At 56.0% G+C, this 20,468-nt stretch carries 17 protein-coding genes; 14 read left to right on the top strand and 3 right to left on the bottom strand.

Annotation, left to right across the window (positions count from 1 at the left end; genetic code table 11):
- Nucleotides 1-50: 50 nt before the first annotated feature.
- The 9 genes from murD (at nucleotide 51) to lpxC (ending at nucleotide 10,776) form a co-directional block, all read left to right on the top strand.
- On the top strand, nucleotides 51-1,430 hold the full coding sequence (gene murD, locus L1249_RS01005) for a UDP-N-acetylmuramoyl-L-alanine--D-glutamate ligase (protein WP_058577881.1): 1,380 nt from the start codon (nucleotides 51-53) through the stop codon (nucleotides 1,428-1,430).
- Nucleotides 1,427-2,623 (top strand): putative lipid II flippase FtsW, encoded by a 1,197-nt coding sequence (gene ftsW / locus L1249_RS01000; RefSeq protein ID WP_058577882.1) that lies wholly within the window; start codon nucleotides 1,427-1,429, stop codon nucleotides 2,621-2,623. Before murD ends, ftsW begins: the two co-directional genes overlap by 4 nt.
- Before the next feature lie 18 nt (nucleotides 2,624-2,641).
- Nucleotides 2,642-3,739, top strand: a complete 1,098-nt coding sequence (gene murG / locus L1249_RS00995) for an undecaprenyldiphospho-muramoylpentapeptide beta-N-acetylglucosaminyltransferase (protein WP_089674974.1) — start codon at nucleotides 2,642-2,644, stop codon at nucleotides 3,737-3,739.
- A 17-nt stretch (nucleotides 3,740-3,756) separates the two neighbouring features.
- On the top strand, nucleotides 3,757-5,205 hold the full coding sequence (gene murC / locus L1249_RS00990; protein WP_089674985.1) for a UDP-N-acetylmuramate--L-alanine ligase: 1,449 nt from the start codon (nucleotides 3,757-3,759) through the stop codon (nucleotides 5,203-5,205).
- On the top strand, nucleotides 5,202-6,137 hold the full coding sequence (locus L1249_RS00985; RefSeq protein WP_044629190.1) for a D-alanine--D-alanine ligase: 936 nt from the start codon (nucleotides 5,202-5,204) through the stop codon (nucleotides 6,135-6,137). Before murC ends, L1249_RS00985 begins: the two co-directional genes overlap by 4 nt.
- Before the next feature lie 25 nt (nucleotides 6,138-6,162).
- Nucleotides 6,163-6,891 (top strand): cell division protein FtsQ/DivIB, encoded by a 729-nt coding sequence (locus tag L1249_RS00980; RefSeq protein ID WP_044629191.1) that lies wholly within the window; start codon nucleotides 6,163-6,165, stop codon nucleotides 6,889-6,891.
- A gap of 309 nt (nucleotides 6,892-7,200) precedes the next feature.
- Nucleotides 7,201-8,490: a cell division protein FtsA gene (gene ftsA / locus L1249_RS00975; RefSeq protein ID WP_044629192.1), complete on the top strand. Its 1,290-nt coding sequence runs from the start codon at nucleotides 7,201-7,203 to the stop codon at nucleotides 8,488-8,490.
- A 34-nt stretch (nucleotides 8,491-8,524) separates the two neighbouring features.
- Nucleotides 8,525-9,706 (top strand): cell division protein FtsZ, encoded by a 1,182-nt coding sequence (ftsZ, locus tag L1249_RS00970; protein ID WP_044629193.1) that lies wholly within the window; start codon nucleotides 8,525-8,527, stop codon nucleotides 9,704-9,706.
- Nucleotides 9,707-9,864: 158 nt separating this feature from the next.
- Nucleotides 9,865-10,776, top strand: a complete 912-nt coding sequence (lpxC, locus tag L1249_RS00965) for a UDP-3-O-acyl-N-acetylglucosamine deacetylase (protein ID WP_054641053.1) — start codon at nucleotides 9,865-9,867, stop codon at nucleotides 10,774-10,776.
- Nucleotides 10,777-10,886: 110 nt separating this feature from the next.
- On the opposite strand, the gene L1249_RS00960 is transcribed toward lpxC, so the two are convergent.
- On the bottom strand, nucleotides 10,887-11,357 hold the full coding sequence (locus L1249_RS00960; protein ID WP_058577884.1) for a DUF721 domain-containing protein: 471 nt from the start codon (nucleotides 11,355-11,357) through the stop codon (nucleotides 10,887-10,889).
- A 288-nt stretch (nucleotides 11,358-11,645) separates the two neighbouring features.
- Here L1249_RS00960 and L1249_RS00955 point away from each other — a divergent pair, with 288 nt between their 5' ends.
- The 4 genes from L1249_RS00955 (at nucleotide 11,646) to L1249_RS00940 (ending at nucleotide 16,928) form a co-directional block, all read left to right on the top strand.
- Nucleotides 11,646-11,837, top strand: coding sequence for a hypothetical protein (locus tag L1249_RS00955; protein ID WP_232068247.1), 192 nt, complete (start codon nucleotides 11,646-11,648; stop codon nucleotides 11,835-11,837).
- Nucleotides 11,838-11,904: 67 nt separating this feature from the next.
- Nucleotides 11,905-14,628, top strand: a complete 2,724-nt coding sequence (gene secA / locus L1249_RS00950; RefSeq protein ID WP_058577885.1) for a preprotein translocase subunit SecA — start codon at nucleotides 11,905-11,907, stop codon at nucleotides 14,626-14,628.
- A 36-nt stretch (nucleotides 14,629-14,664) separates the two neighbouring features.
- A complete protein-coding gene (argJ, locus tag L1249_RS00945) occupies nucleotides 14,665-15,894 on the top strand; it encodes a bifunctional glutamate N-acetyltransferase/amino-acid acetyltransferase ArgJ (RefSeq protein WP_137093131.1) in 1,230 nt (409 codons plus the stop codon).
- Between the two features lie 77 nt (nucleotides 15,895-15,971).
- Nucleotides 15,972-16,928 (top strand): Nudix family hydrolase, encoded by a 957-nt coding sequence (locus L1249_RS00940; protein ID WP_174787638.1) that lies wholly within the window; start codon nucleotides 15,972-15,974, stop codon nucleotides 16,926-16,928.
- Between the two features lie 111 nt (nucleotides 16,929-17,039).
- Here L1249_RS00940 and L1249_RS00935 read toward each other — a convergent pair whose 3' ends face one another.
- Nucleotides 17,040-17,942, bottom strand: coding sequence for a carbon-nitrogen hydrolase (locus L1249_RS00935; RefSeq protein WP_044629199.1), 903 nt, complete (start codon nucleotides 17,940-17,942; stop codon nucleotides 17,040-17,042).
- A gap of 10 nt (nucleotides 17,943-17,952) precedes the next feature.
- Nucleotides 17,953-19,017: an agmatine deiminase family protein gene (locus L1249_RS00930; RefSeq protein WP_074210473.1), complete on the bottom strand. Its 1,065-nt coding sequence runs from the start codon at nucleotides 19,015-19,017 to the stop codon at nucleotides 17,953-17,955.
- Nucleotides 19,018-19,221: 204 nt separating this feature from the next.
- Here L1249_RS00930 and L1249_RS00925 point away from each other — a divergent pair, with 204 nt between their 5' ends.
- A complete protein-coding gene (locus L1249_RS00925; protein ID WP_044629201.1) occupies nucleotides 19,222-20,463 on the top strand; it encodes a lipoprotein-releasing ABC transporter permease subunit in 1,242 nt (413 codons plus the stop codon).
- Nucleotides 20,464-20,468 lie beyond the last annotated feature (5 nt).

The following is a 20,468-nucleotide window of genomic DNA, read 5'->3' as shown; positions in this document are numbered from 1 at the left end:
GATAGTAGGCGGCGCACAGGCCGCCTTTGGCGTATGGCAGAAGGAGCCACATGGTGCAGGTACCGAACGGATTTACGGTAGTCGTTGGGCTAGGGCTCTCTGGTCAGGCGATTTGCCGCCATCTTACCCAGCTGGGTAGGCCGTTTATGGTGGCTGATACCCGTGAAGCGCCTCCAGGGGTGGAGGCTTTTCGCCAAACGTACCCGGATGTTCAGGTGCATTGTGGCTCTCTGGCTGCTTTGGATTTTTGTCAGGCCTACGAGGTCGTGATTAGCCCAGGTGTAGATCCTCGCACGGCTGGTTTGGAGGGGCTGCTTGAGCGCCATAACCCTGCCACTGGCGAGCCCATGCTGGTAGGCGAAATCGCGCTGTTCAAACGTGCCGTGAAAGCACCCATTGCGGCCATTACGGGCTCCAATGCTAAGTCCACAGTGACGACGCTACTTGGCGAGATGGCTGCTGCATCTGGCATTAATGCCGCTGTGGGCGGCAATCTAGGTACGCCCGCGCTTGATCTTCTGGCGCAACAGCCAGACGCCGACCTATACATCCTAGAGCTATCCAGCTTTCAGTTGGAAACCACGCCCTCTTTAGGCGCGGCCTCGGCGGCCTTCTTAAATCTCTGCGATGACCATCTTGATCGCCACGGCGATCTAGAGGGCTACCGACAGGCCAAGCAGCGTATTTTTATCGGCGCAGAGCACGCCGTGGTGAATGCTGACGATCCGCAAACATGGCCGGATCAGCCGCTAGAGCATATCGAGCACTTTGGGGTACATACTCCCCGTGATGCTGCGTGGGGACTGGTCGAGCAACAGGGCCATTGGTGGCTAATGCAGGGCAAAACGCCATGGCTGTTAGCCGATGAGCTGCGTATAACTGGGCAGCATAATTACGCCAATGCGTTAGCGGCGCTGGCGATGGGGCGCGCATTAGGCTTTGATAAAGCCAGTATGTGCGGTGCCCTAAAAGCGTTTGTAGGTTTGCCGCACCGCAGTGAAACCATTGCCGAGCTAAACGGCGTTCGCTGGGTCAATGATTCCAAAGGAACCAATGTGGGCGCGACGCTGGCTGCCATCAACGGGATTGGCACCACCCTGCAAGGAAAGCTGCTTCTTTTGGCAGGCGGCGTTGGCAAGGGGGCGGATTTTTCTCCGTTGGCTGCACCGCTAGCGAATAGCGCTCGCACTGCTATTGTGTTTGGGGCCGATGCGCCGCGCCTTGCCGAAGCGCTTAATGAGGCGATTCCGGTTGAGCGTGTGGAAAACTTAACGCAAGCCATGGAGGTTGCTTTCGCCATGGCCAAGCCCGGTGATTGCGTGCTGCTGTCACCCGCCTGTGCGAGTTTGGATCAATTCGCCAACTATCAGGCACGAGGTGACGCTTTTCGTCACTGGGTTGAGCACAAACGCAGCGAGTTGACGCCATGAGCGATGAATCTCTCAGTAGAGTACAGCGGCTGCGCGCTGCCTTAACGACCCAGCACCTGCCTTGTGATATCTGGCTGATTGTTGCGGTGGTGGCGTTGGCGGGGCTTGGCTGGATTATGGTCAGCTCTGCGTCGGTGGGGCTGCTGGAAAACAGCTACCACTACTCCCGTCAGCACGGCATCTTTCTATTATTAGCCATTGTTGCCTGCCTCTTTATGTTATGCGTGCCTTTGGAGCTGTGGCGGCAGAACGCAGCGCTTATTCTACTCGTCAGCATTTTTATGCTGGTGGTGGTGCTAGTTATTGGCCAAGAGGTGAACGGCAGTAAGCGTTGGATTTCACTGCCTGGGCCGCTGCCGAGTTTGCAGGTGTCGGAACTGGCGAAAGTGGGCCTTATTTTTTACATGGCGGCATTTATGTCGCGCTTTACCTACGAGCTGCGGCAGCGGGCGTTTACCATGTGGCGGCCATTGGCCGTGCTTGCCGTACCCGCGAGCCTGCTGTTCTTAGCTCCAGATTTCGGTGGCATGGTGGTTTACGCCGTGTGTGTTATTGGCATGTTAATGATGAGTGGCGCCTCGCTGACCTTACTGCTCGGCAGTGGAAGCGTGCTGGGGGTTGGGGCGGTGATGATGGTAGTAATGGAGCCCTACCGCTTGGCCCGCTGGACAAGCTTTCTTGACCCCTGGGCCGATCAATTTGCCACCGGCTATCAGTTAACCCAGGCGTTGATTGCGTTTGGTCGTGGGCATGTAACAGGTACCGGTCTTGGCAATAGCGTTCAAAAGCTTCACTACCTGCCGGAAGCCCACACCGACTTTATTTTTGCTGTAGTGGCCGAAGAGCTAGGGATGATTGGTGCCATTTTAGTGGTGCTACTGTTTACTCTATTTATTGTACGCGCCATGTGGGTCGGCCGCCGCGCGGAGCTGGCAGGGCATCTGTTTGGCGCCTACGTTAGCTACGGCATTGGGTTTATTGTGGCGGCTCAGGCGTTCATTAACATGGCCGTAAGCTCTGGGTTGCTGCCCACAAAAGGGCTTACTCTGCCGCTAATCAGCTATGGCGGCTCAAGTCTGTTGGTGACGGGCATGATGATTGGGCTACTGCTGCGTGTGGATGCTGAGACTCGGCACCGCCCCCGGCGTACGCCCACCCCCTACCGAGCACGCCGAGAACCGCGTTTATCGTAATTATTCAAGGAGTCGTTTGTGGCGACGAACTCGCGTCGACGGATATTGATTATGGCCGGGGGAACCGGTGGGCACGTTATTCCTGCGCTCTCTTTGGCGCATGCTTTACAGGCCAAGGGTGTCGACGTTGAATGGCTGGGAAGCCCGCGTGGTATCGAAAATCGGCTAGTGCCTAATGCTGGTATTATGCTACACACGATTGCCATTGAAGGGCTGAGGGGCAAAGGGCTGGCAGGCTGGTGCAAAGCGCCCATCAATCTTTCCCGAGCGGTGATGCAGGCGCGACGCATCATTAAACGCTTTAAACCTGATGTTGTGGTCGGCCTGGGGGGCTTTGCCAGTGGCCCGGGTGGGCTGGCGGCGCGGCTGTCGGGTGTGCCGCTGGTCATTCATGAACAGAATGCCGTCGCAGGCCTCACTAATAAAGTGCTTTCGCGCTTGGCGACGCGTACTTACGCCGCCTTTGAGGATGCGTTTGGCAGTCGTGCAGTAGTTATTGGTAACCCCGTGCGTGAAGAGATTGCGGCGCTAGGCGAGAGCCCTAAGCAGGTGGCTGAGATGTCTAATAGGCCGCTTAGGCTGCTGGTTGTGGGTGGCTCGCTCGGTGCTGTAGCACTAAATGAGCGCCTGCCGCCAGCGCTTGCCGCGCTACCACCAGAGCGGCGCCCGGATGTGCGCCATCAAGCCGGTAAAGAGCGCGACGTAGCCACCGCCCAGGCATATACAGAACTTGGCATTGTGGCCGATGTTAGCCCCTTTATCGATGATATGGCGGCCGCCTACTCATGGGCGGATCTTGTGGTTTGCCGCGCTGGTGCGTTAACGGTTGCCGAGTTGGCTGCAGCGGCAAAGCCTGCGCTGTTAGTGCCATTTCCATTTGCAGTAGATGACCATCAGCGAGTCAATGCTGATGTGCTGGTGAAGGCGGGAGCGGCTCAGTGTGTCATCCAATCAGCCCTCACGCCTGAGCGCTTAACTCAATTATTAGACGAATTACTTCATCCCGACAGGCTGGCGGAAATGGCGTCTAAAGCGCGCCAAGCCGCTTATTTAGATGCCACCGAGCGTCTTGCAGCAGGCTGTTTGGGATTAGTGAAGCAAGGAGAAACTGCGTGACCGATTCAGTGACTAACATGTCGCCGCAGGGGGCTCGCCCAACTGGCCCCGGTATGCGTCGTATTAAGCGGCTGCATTTTGTAGGTATCGGTGGTGCAGGCATGTGCGGTATTGCCGAAGTATTAGCCAACCAGGGCTACCAAGTTAGCGGTAGCGACATGAAAGCCTCCGCCGTGGTTGAACGGCTGCGCCATTGCGGAGTAAGCGTGGCCATTGGTCATGCTGAAGAGCATGTGCAGGGGGCCGATGTGGTTGTTGTCTCCAGCGCAATTGATGAAACCAACCCTGAAATACGCTGGGCACATGAGCACCGCGTGCCGGTAGTGCGCCGTGCCGAAATGCTGGCAGAACTGATGCGCTTCCGTCACGGTATTGCCGTCGCGGGGACTCACGGTAAAACAACCACCACTAGCTTGACAGCAACACTATTGGCCGAGGGTGGCCTGGACCCTACTTTTGTGATTGGCGGAAAACTGACGAGTGCAGGCGCCAATGCTCGTTTAGGTGAAGGTGATTACTTAGTCGCTGAAGCTGATGAATCCGATGCCTCGTTCCTTCACCTTCAGCCCATGGTATCGATTGTTACCAATATCGATGCTGACCACATGGCGACTTATGGCGGCGATTTTGAGCGCCTGAAAAGCACTTTCATCGAATTTTTGCACAATCTACCGTTTTATGGCCTTGCGGTGTTGTGTATTGACGATCCTCATGTGCGTGGGCTGTGTGACCAAGTTAAACGCCAGTTTGTCACTTACGGCTTTGATGAAGATGCCGACTACCGCATCGTTGATTTTTCTCAACAGGCGGGAGAAGTCTCGTTTACCGCTCTGCGCCCTGGTGATGCGGCACCGCTGGCCATTCGGCTCGCTATGCCGGGCCGCCATAACGCCCTCAATGCGATGGCGGCTATCGTTGTGGCCACTGACGCAGGCGTAAGTGATGATGCGATCCAGCGTGGGCTAACTGGGTTCGCCGGGGTAGGGCGACGCTTTCAAGTGCATGGACACTTTCCAGCACCTTCCGGCGGTGGCGATATTATGCTAGTGGATGACTACGGTCACCATCCTCGTGAAGTCGATATGGTAATCCAGGCAGTGCGAGCAGGTTGGCCTGATCGACGCCTTGTGATGCTTTACCAACCCCACCGTTACAGCCGTACGCGGGATCTTTTTGAGGATTTTGTGCGTGTGCTTTCTCAGGTGGATACCCTGGTGCTACTGGATGTATACAGCGCAGGTGAGGCCGTGCTGCCGGGAGCCGAAGGGAAAACGCTGGCGGGCTCTATTCGACAGCGTGGTGAAGTCGATCCGCTGTTTGTCGAGCACAAGCAGGAGCTGCCTGCCTTGTTGAATAATGTGCTACGGCCTGGAGATATTTTGATTACTCAAGGGGCCGGCGACATTGGCGGTATTTCGCTGCGCCTTGCTCAGGCAAAACTTGAGATGGATGAGGTGGCGCTATGAACAGCGGGCAAACTGGTTCTCTAGACCGCGTCGTAGTGGTTTACGGCGGCACATCGGCTGAGCGGGATGTTTCCCTGAAAAGCGGCGCCGCTATTCTTGCCGCTTTAAAACGTCAAGGTGTGGATGCGCTCGGCTACGACCCTAAAGAGGGTGGTCTAGCAGGGCTTGAGCGTCTGGCGCCTAGCGCCGTGTTTGTGGCGCTACATGGGCGTGGTGGAGAAGACGGCACGTTTCAGGGCGCGTTAGAGCTGCTCGGCGTGCCCTATACCGGCAGCGGCGTACTGGCATCTGCATTGGGCATGGATAAACAGCGCACTAAGCAAGTGTGGCAGGCCGTTGGCTTGCCTACCCCTGAATGCATCATGCTAAGTGAAAACGCTGATTGGACGGCCGTAGTAAACCAGCTTGGGCTGCCTATGGTGGTCAAGCCAGTCCATGAAGGCTCCACCTTGGGCATCAGTATTGTCAAAAGCCGGGATGAATTAAAAGCTGCCTACACGGCTGCCGCAAAATTTGATGCGCGGGTAATGGCTGAGCGGTTTATTGTCGGGGATGAATACACGGTCGCGCTCCTGGGTGATGATGTGTTGCCCGCTATTCGCGTTGAAGTGCCGGGTGGATTCTATGACTACGAAGCCAAGTACATTGCTAACACCACGCAGTACCATCTGCCCTGTGGTTTGTCTGAGCAAGATGAGCAAGCGCTGGCAGCACTATGTAAAAAGGCCTTTTTAGCGGTAGGTGGCGAAGGGTGGGGGCGTATTGATGTAATGCGTGACGCAGCTGGTAAGTGTTGGCTGATAGAGGTTAACACCGTGCCCGGCATGACTGACCACAGCCTGGTGCCGCAGGCAGCCGCCTACGCCGGGATTGACTTTGATCAGTTGGTCATGCGTATTTTACAGACCGCCGTTCAGCCGAGCATGCCGTAATGAGTAGCTGGGCAATAGGAGCGTTATGAAAAAACGCAACGCATGGCTGGGCGTTGTGCTGCTGGCGCTGCTACTAGGTGCGGGTGGCCGTGCACTGTGGCTATGGCTTGATCGTCCCATTGAGCGCGTGTCGATTCGTGGCGAATGGGAGTACGTTAGTGCTGATTACCTGCGTACGCAGTTAGCGCCGCTTGTGCAGGATGCAACGTGGCTATCGGTAGATCTAGGCGAGCTACGCCAGCGTTCGCTACGTATTGGCTGGCTGAATGAAGTGCGAATTTCCCGCGAGTGGCCTAACGCTTTGGTGTTTGAGCTAGTGGAGCAGGTGCCTGTAGCGCGCTGGAACGATGATTTCCTGCTTAATCCTGAAGGAGAGCCGTTTGCATTTGCGCCGTTAGGTGCACCTGAAGGGTTGCCCGACCTCTCAGGGCCAGCGGGCAACAGTGAAGAGGTGTTGGCGTATTATCAGCGGTTGACTCCCCATTTTGCCAGTTTGTCGCTATCGCTTTCTCAGCTACGCTTAGAGCCTCGCGGTGCTTGGCGCTTACAGTTGGGAGACGGGGCCTGGGTCATGTTAGGTAGACGTCAGCATGGAGAGCGTTTGGCAAGGTTATCTGCTTCTTGGCAGCGCGAGCTTGCAAGCTTTAGTGAGCATATCCGCTATATTGATTTACGCTATCCTAATGGTGTTGCGGTGGCTTGGCATGGTGAAACGGATTTTCAAGAGCGTGAACAGCAAGAGGTCAATGAGTAACCGCTCGTGGCAATGTGCAAAAAGTAGGTAATGTGAGTGGTTGCCAACGCCGAAAAACCCATGAATGGGGTTTAAATTGCGATCCAGTCCAATTATCGTGGCTGTGCGCTAGTCGTATTGCGACTATTGTTTCTATACTATGTCCCTAGCGGTGATGTGGATGAGTTTTATTATCCTGTCAGCGGTTAGCTTGGTTAGATAGTATTCTAGTTAAAGCTATTAAACGCAAATTGGTTATTGCGTTGGCGTTTTAATGCCGATTGGCAATACCTACCCTATTAAAATGACGGCAAGGAGATTTACCGACTCATGGCAGGCTCACCCAACGCATCCAATATGGTTGTCGGGCTGGACATCGGAACGTCCAAGGTCGTCGCGATAGTCGGTCAACCCACCGATGATGGGGGGATTGAGATTGCCGGTATCGGTTCCCACCCCTCGCGCGGTATGAAGCGCGGCGTTGTGATTAATATTGAGTCAACGGTTCTGTCTATTCAGCGTGCGGTGGAAGAAGCCGAGCTGATGGCAGGATGCGACATCCACTCGGTTTATGTGGGCGTGGCGGGTAGCCATATTAGCTCCATGAATTCCGACGGTGTTGTCGCGATTAAGGAGCGTGAAGTAACACCTTCAGACATTGAACGGGTGATCGACTCGGCTCGCGCACGAGCGATTTCAGAAGGCCAGCGAGTGTTACATGTATTACCTCAAGAGTTTTCCATTGATACCCAAGGCGGCATCCGGGAGCCGCTGGGGATGTCAGGGGTAAGACTTGAAGCACAAGTGCACTTAGTAACGGCGGCCCAGAATGCTGTGCAAAACATTGAAAAGTGTGTACGGCGCTGCGGTTTAGATGTGGATGCCATTATTTTGGAACAGTTGGCCTCTAGTATGGCTGTGCTGACGGAGGATGAGCGTGAGCTCGGGGTATGTATGGTGGATATCGGTGGTGGTACCACCGATATGGCGATTTTCACAGAAGGTGCCATTCGCCATACAGCGGTGATCCCCATTGCAGGTGACCAAGTCACCAATGACATCGCGATGGCACTGCGAACGCCGACCCAGCACGCTGAAGAAATCAAGGTGAAATACGCTTGCGCATTAACCCAGCTTGCTGCAAGCGATGAGATGATTAAAGTGCCTAGCGTGGGTGATCGCCCAGCCAGAGATCTATCGCGTCAGGCGCTAGCGGAAGTGGTCGAACCTCGTTACGAGGAACTCTTTACGTTAGTAAGAGACGAATTACGTCGCAGCGGCTATGAAGATATGGTGGCTGCGGGTGTGGTGCTCACCGGCGGCACCTCGCGCATGGAAGGTGTAAGCGAACTGGCGGAAGAAATTTTCCATATGCCGGTTCGTATTGCCTGCCCGCAAAATGTCAGAGGCTTGGCAGATGTGGTTCGCAATCCTATCTATGCGACGGGCGTTGGTTTACTGCATTATGCACTGCAGGAAACTCGTCATGGGCAAGGCCTAGAAAGCCACGGGGGAGTCGTTTCGGCCCATAAAGGACGTAATGAGTTAGCCCGGCGTGATATCAAGGATGGCCATTCGGCGCTGGCAAGAATCAAAGGCTGGTTCAAAGGAAATTTCTGATAGGGCCGCAAGCGCGGTTCAGGAGACGGGGCTTATGTTCGAATTGGTAGATAACGCACCCTCGAGCAGTGCGGTCATCAAAGTAGTCGGTGTTGGCGGCGGCGGCGGTAATGCTGTCAACCACATGGTCGAGAGCAATATCGAAGGCGTTGAATTTATCTGCGCCAATACGGATGCTCAGGCACTTAAACGTGTATCCGCAAAAACGGTGCTGCAGCTAGGTGGCGAAATCACCAAGGGTCTTGGTGCTGGCGCTAACCCAGAGGTGGGTCGTCAAGCCGCGTTGGAAGATCGCGAGCGCATTGCTGAGCTGTTAAACGGCGCCGATATGGTCTTTATTACTGCCGGTATGGGTGGTGGTACAGGCACGGGCGGCGCCCCGGTGGTAGCTCAGGTGGCTAAGGAGTTGGGTATTCTGACTGTTGCGGTCGTTACGCGTCCGTTCCCGTTTGAAGGGCCCAAGCGTATGCGCGCTGCGGAAGAGGGCATGAAAGAGCTCTCTGAGCACGTTGATTCCTTGATCACTATTCCCAATGAAAAGCTGCTATCGGTGCTGGGCAAGAATGCCACGCTATTGACGGCTTTTAGCGCAGCTAACGATGTGCTTCTAGGTGCGGTACAGGGCATCGCAGAGCTGATCACCAGCCCAGGTATCATCAACGTCGACTTTGCTGATGTACGCACCGTGATGTCTGAAATGGGCATGGCGATGATGGGTACAGGCGGCGCGACGGGTGAGAACCGTGCCCGTGAGGCGGCAGAAAAAGCCATCCGCAGCCCGCTGCTGGAAGATATCGATCTACATGGCGCTCGCGGTATCCTGGTCAATATCACGGCTGGGCCGGATCTCTCCATTGGTGAATTCAACGATGTGGGGGCGACGGTACAAGAGTTCGCCTCTCAAGAAGCGACGATTGTGGTCGGTACTTCAATCGATATGGAAATGTCCGACGAGCTGCGTGTGACGGTAGTGGCAGCAGGGCTAGATGGCAGCAAGTCAAAAGCAGCAGCTCGCGAACCTGCGCGTCGCTCTGCGGCAGATACCTCCTCTTCCGACTACCGCAAGCTGCAGCAGCCGACGGTCATGCGTCAGCAGGCCGCTGCACGCGCAGAAGCGCCGGAAGCAGCGCCAAAGCCGCGTCCAGAAAAACGTCGTTCAGCGGATGCTGATGACTATCTCGATATCCCCGCATTTTTGCGCCGCCAGGCGGATTAAACCGCGCTATCAGGCTCATTGAGGCAGCAAACGAGAGTTTTATTGGTTAAAACGCTCGTTTGCTGTTAAAGTGAACACTGTTTGATAACTTTCTTTCCCCCTGCGGACTGTGTAGCGTTAGGCTACGAGCCGCCGTCATCAGAGCTTGACCACTACCCATGATCAGACAACGCACATTACAAAACGTCATCCGCGCCACTGGAGTGGGTCTGCACTCTGGCAAAAAAGTCCACATGGCTTTGCGCCCGGCGCCGGCCAACACCGGCATTGTGTTTGTCAGAACCGATCTGGACCCAGTGGTACACGTGCCTGCCCGTGCCGAATTGGTGGAAGACACCATGCTATGCACAGCGCTCTGCCATGAAGGCGTCAAAGTCGCGACCGTTGAGCACTTGATGTCAGCCTTTGCCGGTTTGGGGATTGATAACGCCTACGTCGATATCAGTGCGCCCGAAGTGCCAATTATGGACGGCAGTGCCAGCCCCTTTGTGTTTCTGATTCAATCAGCGGGCATTTTAGAGCAGGAGGCAGCGAAGAAATTTATCCGCATTAAGCGTCGGGTTAGCGTTACCGATGGTGATAAAGAGGCTACCTTTTTGCCTCACCAAGGCTTCAAGGTGTCATTTGCTATCGACTTCGACCACCCGGTCTTTGAACAGCAGAAGCAAACGGCGCTGATCGATTTCTCAACCACATCGTTCGTGAAAGAAGTCTCTCGTGCACGAACCTTCGGTTTTATGCGCGATTTAGAGTACCTTCGCTCGAACAATCTGGCGCTGGGCGGTAGCTTAGAAAACGCCATTGTGGTGGATGACTACCGTATTGTGAACGAAGGCGGCCTGCGCTACGAAGACGAATTCGTCAAACATAAAGTGCTAGACGCCATTGGTGACCTTTATCAGCTTGGTTACAGCCTGATTGGCGAGTTCCGAGGTGTTAAATCCGGCCATGCGCTGAATAACCAGCTTTGCCGGGAGCTGATGGCACAGCCCGATTCGTATGAAATCGTTACGTTTGAAGAAGAGAAAGCAGTGGCGCCTATTTCCTATGCCGCTCCTGTCATGGCGTAATGAGGCATAAGGCAAAATGTTGGGGGGAGTTGAGTTGGCATAACGAAACGGCCCCCCACTTTATAAAGCATCGCTAAGGCGGTGCTTTATGCGTTTAAGGGGTCGCGTTGCTAAGGTTTTGGTTCTGTAGAGCGCGCGTGAGAAGCAAGCCGCTCCAGGGCGTTTTTTAACGCGGGGTTGTCGGTGTCTTTGGCGCATTCGGCCAGGGTCTTGCCAGCATCATCTGACAGTGTGCGCGTGTAACGCTTAGGTGACTCGATCGGGCGCACTGGACGAACTTTGAGCGTAAACCCTGTCACGCCTTCAAAGCCCGGTAATTGGTGAAGCAGTGACAGTAGCTGCGACTGCTCGTAGCGTAGCCACGTTAACCAGCTGGCTTGTCCGCTGATCAGCGTAAGGCGTCCGTTGCTGAAGCCGCCGACGAAAATGTGCTCGCGCATCTCTTCAGGCAAATGGGCGCGAAGGTGGCGTTGCGCTTGATCAATTAAGCGTGATTGGCGCATTAGCTGTCCAACGCCGCCAGACTTGGTCAGCAGTTGGGCAATGGGCTGTGCGCGAGAACGCTTAACCTTTATACTCATCAACTTAATTCCTAGGGTGTTGCTAGTGACGTCGTACTGGCGAATACAAACAGCGCCTGTGATTGACCGCCAATGAAAAGAGCCTAACACGCTCGGGAGCCAGTCCACAGCATGTCATCAACGTCAGAGATAGTATCTGCTTCGCCAAGGCGTCAACGACGCTATGGCTTAGCGCGTTGGTGGCTGGCTGGCCTGTTGGTGAGCTGCTTATTGCCCGCTAGTTTACACCCTTCAGATGCATTGAGAAGCAGTGGCCGCAATGTCTGCATCTGCTTTTGGATGCCTGCGATGCTACGGGCTCAATCGCACTGGATTGCCAAGAAGCGCCGTGCGCTTCGTCGCTGGGCTAGTCGCCAAACGCGCCGATTGCCCAGCGTTTGCAGCCGTCCTCTATTACTACCGCTGATCACGCTTCGACTTGTTGCTGCCAGCGATGTAGTGACCCCTCGTGGCCCGCCCGCCGAACAACGCATTGGTTAACATTACGCCTATTTGCCTTATATAAGGGCGCACCTGGATGGGGCGCTCACGATGATCTGGAAATTTCATGATTAATAACTTGCTACGTAAAGTGGTCGGCTCTAAAAACGACCGTGAAGTAAAGCGCATGTATAAAAGCGTGCAGAGCGTTAATGCGTTAGAAGAGACCCTGGCGGGCCTAAGCGATGCGGAACTTCAAGCGAAAACCACTGAGCTGCGTCAGCGGTTAGACGATGGGGCGACGCTGGATAGCCTGCTTCCAGAAGCCTTTGCTGTCGTTCGTGAGTCCAGTAAGCGAGTAATGGGCATGCGCCACTTTGATGTGCAGATGATCGGTGGTATGACCCTGCACCGTGGCCGTATCGCGGAAATGAAAACCGGTGAAGGTAAAACCCTAGTCGCCACGCTGTCAGTCTACTTGAACGCATTGACCCGTAAAGGCGTTCACGTGGTAACGGTGAATGACTACCTCGCCCGCCGTGATGCGGAATGGATGCGCCCGCTTTATGAATTCTTAGGGCTAACGGTAGGCGTTATCTTTGCAGGGCAGACCGGCGAAGAGAAGCGCTATGCTTATCAGTGCGACATTACCTACGGCACCAACAACGAGTTTGGCTTTGACTATCTTCGCGACAACATGGCGTTCTCGCTGGAAGATAAAGTCCAACGCGGCCTGCACTACGCGATTGTGGACGAAGTCGACTCCATCCTAATTGATGAAGCACGTACGCCGTTGATTATCTCTGGCGCGGTAGACGAGAACACCGACCTCTACGGCATCGTGAACCGCCTCGCCCAACAGCTCGAGCAGGGTGAAGTCTCCGAAGATGACGAAGCACCGGTGAGCGGCGATTTCGTGCTCGACGAAAAGCAGAAGCAGGTGGAGCTGACCGAACAGGGTCACAATAAAGTCGAAGAGCTCATGCGGGCCGAAGGGCTGCTGGGTGAGGGCGAATCGCTCTACGCAGCGCAAAACCTCAACCTGCTACAGCATATGCACTCGGCGCTGCGCGCTCTCCATCTCTATCATCCGGACGTTGATTACATCGTTGCCGAAGGGCAGGTGGTGATTGTCGACGAGCACACCGGCCGTACCATGCCGGGGCGCCGTTGGTCTGAAGGTCTGCACCAGGCCGTGGAAGCTAAAGAGGGCGTTACGGTTCAGCGTGAAAGCCAAACGCTGGCGTCTACCACCTTCCAGAACTACTTCCGCCTGTATGAAAAGCTATCGGGCATGACGGGCACGGCGGATACCGAAGCCTTCGAATTCCGTCAGATTTACGGTCTTGATGTGATCGTCATTCCCACCAACCGCCCGCTGGCGCGTAAAGATCTCAACGACCTTGTGTACCTGAGCGCGGAAGAGAAGTACGAAGCCATCATCAAAGACGTGAAAACAGAGACCGAAGCGGGCCGCCCAGTGCTGGTGGGTACCGCCTCTATCGAAACGTCTGAGTATCTGGCGCGCCTAATGCGTGAGGCAGGGCTTAAATTCAACGTCCTAAACGCCAAGCAGCACCAAAGTGAGGCAGAAATTATTGCTCAAGCTGGCCGGCCCGGTGCGATTACCATCGCTACCAACATGGCGGGTCGCGGTACTGACATTATGTTGGGCGGTAACTGGGAAGCCGAAGCCGCGAAGCTGCAAAACCCTAGCCAAGCACAAATTGATGCGCTAAAAGCCGAATGGCAAAAGCGCCACGACGCGGTGCTGGAAGCTGGTGGCTTGCACGTGGTGGGCTCTGAGCGCCACGAATCCCGCCGCATCGATAACCAGCTTCGTGGCCGTGCAGGCCGCCAGGGCGATCCGGGTTCCACACGCTTCTTCCTCTCTTTGGAAGATAGCCTGATGCGCTTATTTGGCTCCGACCGAGTGAAGCGCTTAATGCAGGCGCTGGGCCTTGAGCGTGGTGAAGCCATTGAACACAAAATGGTTTCTAATGCGGTAGAGCGCGCTCAAAAGAAAGTGGAAGGGCGTAACTTCGATATTCGCAAGCAGCTGCTTGAGTACGACGACGTAGCCAACGACCAGCGCCGCGTGATTTACGAGCAGCGTAACGAAATTCTAGCGTCTGACGATGTCTCCGCCGCGGTGGTGGGTATTCGTGAAGAGGTGATGGAAGACGCGATTAGCGAGTACGTGCCGCCCCAGAGCCTGGCTGAGCAGTGGGACCTGCCCGGCTTGGAAGCCCACTTGAAAACCGAGTTCAATCTCGACGCGCCAGTGACGCAGTGGGCCGAGGAAGACGAGCGCTTTAGCGAAGAGAAGCTGCGTGAACGTCTGCAAACCATGCACCGCGAGGCCTATGAGGCTAAAATCGAGTCCGCAGGTGCGGCATTGATTCGCCGCTTCGAGAAGCAGGTGATGCTCCAAGTGCTGGATACCCGCTGGAAAGAGCACCTGCAGTCCATGGACCACTTGCGTCGCGGTATCCACCTGCGTGGTTATGCACAGAAGAACCCCAAGCAGGAGTACAAGCGCGAATCCTTCGAGCTGTTCCAACATCTGCTGACCAATATCAAAGCCGATGTCACGCGTATTCTCAGCCACGTTCAGGTGCGTCAGCCAGAAGAAGTGGATGCCCTAGAGCAGAAACGCCGTGAAGAGCTTGCTCGTGAAAAAGCGACAGCCGCCAGCCGCCACGATGCGCCTGATGCCGGTACTAGCGAGACAGCGCCCGGGGTTGATGGCCGTCCGCTGCGCCGGGAAAACCCGAAAGTTGGCCGCAACGACCCCTGTGTGTGTGGCTCGGGTAAAAAATATAAGCAGTGCTGCGGCAAATTAAGCTAATCACGTATGGCGTAAGCGAACGTAGAGGAGAGAAACATGGCGGTGGGAAACCTTCCCTTTCCGGAATTGCCACCCCTCAGCGGGGTGCGCCTGGGCACTGCAATGGCGGGCATTAAGAAGCCGGGTCGCCGTGATATGGTGCTGATTGAGCTACCTGAGACTGCCACTGTGGCGGGTGTTTTCACCCGCAATGCGTTCTGTGCTGCTCCGGTAGTGGTTGCCAAGCAGCATCTTGAGCAGTGCGCCAGTAGCGGCCTTGCGCCTCGTTATTGGTTAATTAATACCGGTAATGCCAATGCGGGGACGGGTGAGGCTGGCTTGCAAGATGCTTATGCCAGCTGTGCTGCTGTCGCTGAGCAGGCAGGTGTTGAGCAGGCTCAGGCGCTGCCGTTCTCTACGGGCGTGATTGGCGAGCCGCTGCCAATGGCTCGTCTGCTGGCGGGCTTGCCGGGCGCGTTTGATACGCTGGCCGGCTCAAGTCAAGCGTGGCAGCAGGCAGGTGAAGGTATTCTAACCACCGACACCCGCGCAAAGGGAGCCACGGTGACCGTTGATATTGGCGATCAGCAGGTCACCATCAACGGGATTACCAAAGGTTCGGGCATGATTAAACCCAACATGGCCACCATGTTGGGGTTTGTAGTCACCGATGCGGCGATTGAGCAGTCCTTGCTCGCCACGCTGCTGCGAGAAACGGTGGATCGCTCGTTCAACTGCATCACTGTGGATAGCGATACCTCTACTAACGATGCCTGCATGTTAGCGGCGACCGGCACGGGCGCGCGTATCGAAAGCGACGAGCACATTACCGTTTTCCGTAACGCTCTGCAGCGGGTGATGACCGAACTCGCCCAGGCGATTATTCGCGATGGCGAAGGGGCGACCAAATTCGTCACACTACAGGTGAATGAGGCCAGCACTCGCCAAGAGGCGCTGGATGTGGCGTTTACCGTAGCTCACTCGCCTCTAGTAAAAACCGCGCTCTACGCCTCGGATGCCAACTGGGGGCGTATTTTGGCGGCGGTGGGTCGAGCGCCGGTTGAGGCGTTTGATGTTAGCCGGGTCGTGATTGACTTAGGCGATGTGCGCCTAGTGGAGAACGGTGGCCGCGCCGGTAGCTATACCGAAGCGGCTGGCAGTGCCGTCATGGCCGAGGAAGAGATCACAATTCGCATTAATTTGGGGCGTGGTGACGAGTCCGCTACCGTGTGGACCTCGGATCTCTCCCATGACTATGTGTCCATCAACGCGGATTACCGCAGCTAAGGCTGCGGCAACGTGCTAACGCAGCGAGATAGCGCCGTGCAATATAAAGGCGGCGCGCACAAAGTGGATAAGACGTAATGAGTGTAATGGTAAAACGACGGGTTCATGTCGCGGCAGCTGCGATGATCAGCGCCGATCAAAAGCACGTGCTGATCGCGCGCCGGCCTTCCAACGTCGATCACGGCGGTCTTTGGGAGTTTCCCGGTGGCAAGCTAGCCCCTTATGAAACTGGGCTGGAAGGCCTTAAACGTGAGTTGCATGAAGAGTTAGGCGTTGAGATTGTTCGTGCCCAACCGCTCATTCGCGTTCACCATGAGTATCCTGATAAGCACATTCTGCTCGATGTGTGGCAGGTGCATGAGTTTGCTGGCGAACCGTTTGGTCGTGAAGGACAGGCGGTGCGCTGGGTGCCGATGAATGAGTTGGTGAACTACCCATTCCCAGCGGCGAATCTGCCCATTCTGCGTGCGGTGATGCTACCCACCGAGTACTTGATTACCGGTGAAGAGTCTGACGATGAGCGCTTCGCGTCGCTGCTGGAGCGCGCTCTGCGCGAAGACAGCATTCGCCTTGTGCAACTGCGTGCCAAAAGCTTAGACGACACGGCCTACGTTGCCCGTGCTGAGCGAGCGCTCAAGCTTTGCCGTGAGTACGGCGCTAAGCTGCTGCTCAACGGTGAGCCAACGCTGCTGGACCAGGTCGATGCGGATGGTATTCATCTGACCAGTGCGCGTTTAATGCAGCTGGACCGACGCCCGATTGCGGAAAACAAGTGGCTGTCCGCCTCCACGCATGATCAAAAGCAGCTCTCCCAAGCGGCAGTGCTGGGCTGTGATTTTGTCACGCTTTCTCCGCTGCGCACCACGCCATCACACCCGGAAGTGGCTCCGATGGGCTGGCACGACTTCCAACAGCTGGTGGAACGTGCCGGTATGCCGGTATTCGCGCTGGGCGGTATGACCCGCTTTGACGCCAACCACGCTCGCGCGGTGGGTGCTCAGGGTATTGCGTCGATTCGCGACTTCTGGAAATAAATTTCTGGATATAAGCGATGTCGGCTTGGTACTTATAGAAAAGCGCTGATAGCAAAACGCCTGCTCTGGTAACAGAGCAGGCGTTTTTGATTTTCAGATGCTCGAATAAGCTTAATCGCGGTAGCGGCGGGTTAGGTCGCCATAAGCGTCGACACGGCGATCGCGCAGGTAGGGCCAAATACGGCGGGTGTTTTCGCTACGCGCCATATCCAGGCTCACGACCAACTGCTCAGTCTCTTCACCGGCATGGGCTAGTAGCTCACCTTGTGGGCCGCAAATAAAGCTACCGCCCCAAAACGCGATACCATCACCCACGCCGGAGTGGTCGGCCTCAAAGCCTACGCGGTTTGCCACCAAGACGGGCAGGCCATTCGCGACGCCGTGGGCGCGCTGAATCAGCGTCCAGGCATCTTTCTGGCGGGTTTTTTCCGCGTCGTCGTCATTAGGATCCCAGCCAATAGCGGTGGGGTAGAGCAGTAGCTCAGCACCCGCCAGCGCCATTAAGCGGGCGGCTTCCGGGTACCACTGGTCCCAGCACACCAGAATGCCTAACCGACCCACTGAGGTGTCAATCGGCGTAAAGCCCTCTTTGCGTGCGTCGTCGGCGTCGCCAGGGGTGAAGTAAAACTTCTCATAGAACCCTGGGTCATCTGGAATATGCATCTTGCGGTACTGGCCAACCCGCCCTTTGGCGCGGTCGTACACCACGGCGGTGTTGTGGTAGAGCCCCGCCGCGCGCTTTTCAAACAGCGAGCCCACCAGCACGATATCCAGCTCTTTTGCCAGTGCCGCCAATCGCTGTCCCGTCGGGCCATCCAGCGGTTCGGCGAGATCAAACAGTGCCGGGTCTTCATATTGACAGAAGTAGTGGGTGGCGTGCAGCTCTTGTAATAGTACGAGCTGTGCCCCTTGGCTGGCTGCTCTGCGAATGCCCGCCTCGCTTTCGGCCAGGCTGAGCGCTTTATCGGGCCATGCGGCTTGTTGAATCACCGCCACGTTAAGTGTCTGGGACATGCTGCCCTCTTTAAGAGTGAGTGGTCGCAGGCACAAGCGTACCTTTGGGTAGCTGCATGGTTAAACAGTGCAGGCTGCCGTGCTGACGAATCACGCTGATGCACTCAATGGGGATCAGCGTATGTTCTGGAAAAGCGACGGCCAGCGCCTGCAGTGCGGTAACATCCGCTGGGTCGCCATAGGTAGGCACCAGCACCGCATCGTTGATAATCAAAAAGTTCGCATAGGTGGCCGGTAGGCGATGCCCATCTTCCGGGTCAAAACAGGCCTGGGGCCAGGGTAGCGGAATAAGCTGGTAGGGCTCTCCGTTACGCTGACGGAAGGCTTTTAACTCCTGCTCCATTGCCTGCAGGGCCGTGTAGTGCGGGTCAGTGGGGTCGTCACAACGCACATAGGCAATGGTCGAGGGGTTACAAAAGCGTGCCAACGTATCCACATGGCTATCCGTGTCGTCGCCTTCTAAATGCCCATTGGCTAGCCACAGCACGCGGTCTACGCCAAAGTCATCTGCCAAAAGCGCTTCAACGTCTTCTCGAGAGAGCGACGGATTGCGGTTTGGGTTGAGCAGGCACGCTTCCGTGGTGAGCAGCGTGCCTTCGCCGTCAGTCTCGATAGCCCCACCTTCTAACACCATCTCCCGAGAAGAGACTGGGCAGGCCCATAAGCCCGCATCGGCTAGCCACTGGGTTAGCTGATTGTCCCGCTCAGCAGGGAATTTACCGCCCCAGCCGGTAAAGGTGTAATCCAGCAGCAGCGGCTGGTTATCTTCGTCCAATACCGTGATCGGTCCATGATCTCGCGCCCAGGTATCGTCGGTGGGTGCGACAATCAGCAGCAGCTGATGTTTGGGGATGCCGTAGGCATCGAACGTGGCGGTCAGGCGCTGATGGGTCGCCTCGTCTGGCACGCTGATGATCACGCGCTGATAGCGCGCCGTGGCAAGCACAATGTGCTCAAGCGTTGCTTCGATACGCGACAGCATATAAGCCCAGTCGCCGTCTGGACGGGGCCAGGTGAGCTGTAGGCCATCTTGAGGGTGCCATTCGGGCAATAAGCGGTGAGTCTTGGTAGCCAACGTAAAAGGTGCTCTCACTAGTCAGAATAAGCTTACCCGGTGGGCAAGAGGGTCGGGCGCAATTTAGGGGGTTGCTCCTCAACTTGCAAGCGATACCGTTATAAAGGGAACGGCCTTGGAGAGGGCGATTCTAAGGCTGCGTTTGCACATGCAGCCATGTTAAAAAAACCGTACCATGGACGCCCATTATTAAGGAATGTAGCCATGCTTGATCGTTTGCCTTTTCTGGTGGGGCTGCGCTATGTGCGCGCTAAACGCCGGAACCACTTTATTTCGTTTATCTCCTTAACGTCGATGCTGGGGCTGATGCTAGGGGTGGCGGTACTGATTCTTGTACTGTCGGTTATGAACGGATTTGATCACGAGCTGCGCACGCGCATTTTAGGCATGGTGCCCCACACCAAAATTGAGTCCCAGGAAGGACTGGTAGAGTGGGAGGCGTTGGCAGAGCAATTAGTACAGCGCGATCGAGTGATTGGTGTGGCCCCTTACGTTGAGCAGCAGGGTATGTTCTCCGCTGGCGGCCGCAACCAAGGCGCGATGGTCAACGGCATTCATCCGGATTGGGAAGACCAGGTCTCTATTATTGGCGAGCACATGCGCCAGGGTGAGTTGGCCGACCTTGTGCCCGGTGAGTGGAATGTTGTGCTGGGTTCGATGCTCGCCCGCAGGCTAGGCGTTGGCGTGGGTGACCGCGTGACGCTGCTGGTGCCCGAGGCATCGATTACTCCGGCAGGCGTTTTCCCCCGACTGAAGCGGTTTACCGTCAGCGGTATTTTCAGCGTAGGTGCCGATCTAGACGCCAATTTGGCCTACGCCAATATTGAAGATATGCAAACGCTGGCACGTATGGGCGATGCGGTTGGTGGTTTGCGCCTAGAGCTAGACGACCTGTTTATCGCCGGTAGCGAAACTCAGGCCATTGTGAACGAGTTGGGCCCAGGCTACAGCGGCTCCGACTGGACGTTCTCCCATGGCAATCTCTTCCAAGCTATTCAGATGGAAAAACGCATGATCGCGCTGCTGTTGACCGTGATTATTGCGGTTGCCGCGTTCAATATTGTGTCGACGCTAGTGATGGTGGTGACGGATAAGCGTGCGGACATTGCCATTTTACGCACCATTGGTGCCACGCCGGGCTCCATTATGGGTATTTTCATTGTGCAGGGACTAGCGATTGGCCTGATCGGCATTGCGGTAGGGGTTACCGTGGGCATTCTGCTGGCGCTCACCATTTCCGATTTGATTGGCTGGTTTGAAACGGCGTTTGGTATTCAATTCCTGGATGCGGGGGTTTACTTCATCAGCGACCTGCCGTCGCGTCTGGAATGGAGCGATGTGCGTGACATCGTGCTGGCCGCGTTTGGCCTGACGTTCCTCTCCACGCTCTATCCCGCCTGGCGAGCTGCTCGCGTTCAGCCTGCTGATGTACTGCGCTATGAATAAGGATG

The sequence above is a fragment of the Halomonas sp. Cn5-12 genome, assembly GCF_021532545.1.
GTDB lineage: Bacteria > Pseudomonadota > Gammaproteobacteria > Pseudomonadales > Halomonadaceae > Vreelandella > Vreelandella aquamarina.
The sequence above is the reverse complement of the archived record's forward strand: the minus strand, read 5'-3'. Positions and strand labels throughout refer to the sequence as shown.

What these genes read in the sequence shown, in the direction of transcription:
- murD (WP_058577881.1), top strand. Translation starts at nt 51, where the DNA reads ATGGTGCAGGTACCGAACGGATTTACGGTAGTCGTTGGGCTAGGGCTC.
- ftsW (WP_058577882.1), top strand. Translation starts at nt 1,427, where the DNA reads ATGAGCGATGAATCTCTCAGTAGAGTACAGCGGCTGCGCGCTGCCTTA.
- murC (WP_089674985.1), top strand. Translation starts at nt 3,757, where the DNA reads ATGTCGCCGCAGGGGGCTCGCCCAACTGGCCCCGGTATGCGTCGTATT.
- L1249_RS00985 (WP_044629190.1), top strand. Translation starts at nt 5,202, where the DNA reads ATGAACAGCGGGCAAACTGGTTCTCTAGACCGCGTCGTAGTGGTTTAC.
- L1249_RS00980 (WP_044629191.1), top strand. Translation starts at nt 6,163, where the DNA reads ATGAAAAAACGCAACGCATGGCTGGGCGTTGTGCTGCTGGCGCTGCTA.
- ftsA (WP_044629192.1), top strand. Translation starts at nt 7,201, where the DNA reads ATGGCAGGCTCACCCAACGCATCCAATATGGTTGTCGGGCTGGACATC.
- ftsZ (WP_044629193.1), top strand. Translation starts at nt 8,525, where the DNA reads ATGTTCGAATTGGTAGATAACGCACCCTCGAGCAGTGCGGTCATCAAA.
- lpxC (WP_054641053.1), top strand. Translation starts at nt 9,865, where the DNA reads ATGATCAGACAACGCACATTACAAAACGTCATCCGCGCCACTGGAGTG.
- L1249_RS00960 (WP_058577884.1), bottom strand. Translation starts at nt 11,357, where the DNA reads ATGAGTATAAAGGTTAAGCGTTCTCGCGCACAGCCCATTGCCCAACTG.
- L1249_RS00955 (WP_232068247.1), top strand. Translation starts at nt 11,646, where the DNA reads ATGCTACGGGCTCAATCGCACTGGATTGCCAAGAAGCGCCGTGCGCTT.
- secA (WP_058577885.1), top strand. Translation starts at nt 11,905, where the DNA reads ATGATTAATAACTTGCTACGTAAAGTGGTCGGCTCTAAAAACGACCGT.
- argJ (WP_137093131.1), top strand. Translation starts at nt 14,665, where the DNA reads ATGGCGGTGGGAAACCTTCCCTTTCCGGAATTGCCACCCCTCAGCGGG.
- L1249_RS00940 (WP_174787638.1), top strand. Translation starts at nt 15,972, where the DNA reads ATGAGTGTAATGGTAAAACGACGGGTTCATGTCGCGGCAGCTGCGATG.
- L1249_RS00935 (WP_044629199.1), bottom strand. Translation starts at nt 17,942, where the DNA reads ATGTCCCAGACACTTAACGTGGCGGTGATTCAACAAGCCGCATGGCCC.
- L1249_RS00925 (WP_044629201.1), top strand. Translation starts at nt 19,222, where the DNA reads ATGCTTGATCGTTTGCCTTTTCTGGTGGGGCTGCGCTATGTGCGCGCT.